The sequence below is a fragment of the Nocardia spongicola genome (genome assembly GCF_047200775.1).
Lineage (GTDB): Bacteria > Actinomycetota > Actinomycetes > Mycobacteriales > Mycobacteriaceae > Nocardia.
On record NZ_JBJZOO010000059.1, the window covers coordinates 1 to 536 of the forward strand.

Here is a 536-nt window from a genome sequence, read left to right on the forward strand (position 1 = left end):
TCTGTTCTCCTCCGGCTCCTCCGTCTTCGGCATCGTTGGCCAGTACTCCTATATCGCGGCCAATCTCGCTATGGAAACGTTCGCGCAGGTGCTGGCCCGGCAGGGCGTCCCGGCGCTGGCAGTCGGCTGGGGCCATATGACCGGTGCGGGGATGGCCGCCGCCGATGAGAATGTCACCCGTTATCTGCACGGTCTGGGCTTCGAACCCATGGAAATGGCCGACGGACCGCAGTACCTGGAACAAACACTACGACTCGATGCCACCCAAGTCGGCATCGGCGGGATAGACTGGAAACGGATTGTGGGCATGGGCAAACAGGTGACGTTGATCGGTCGGCTCGAGGGCATGATCGCCGCCGCGACACAGCAGGATTCGGCCGCAGCCCGGTTGCGCTCCGAACTCACCAACCTCGACGAAGCCGAACGCACGAACACGATCGCGCGCCTGCTCGCCGAACAACTGGCGTCGGTGATGGGAGTATCGGCCGAAACCATCGACCTGACCGTGCCCCTACCGGAACTGGGCATGGACTCAC

Annotated in this window: 1 protein-coding gene; it reads left to right on the forward strand. The window is 63.2% G+C overall.

Features of this window, described 5'->3' with window-relative positions:
- The coding region (locus ACL02S_RS24185; RefSeq protein WP_412804796.1) for a beta-ketoacyl reductase at positions 1-536 on the forward strand (536 nt) is incomplete at both ends.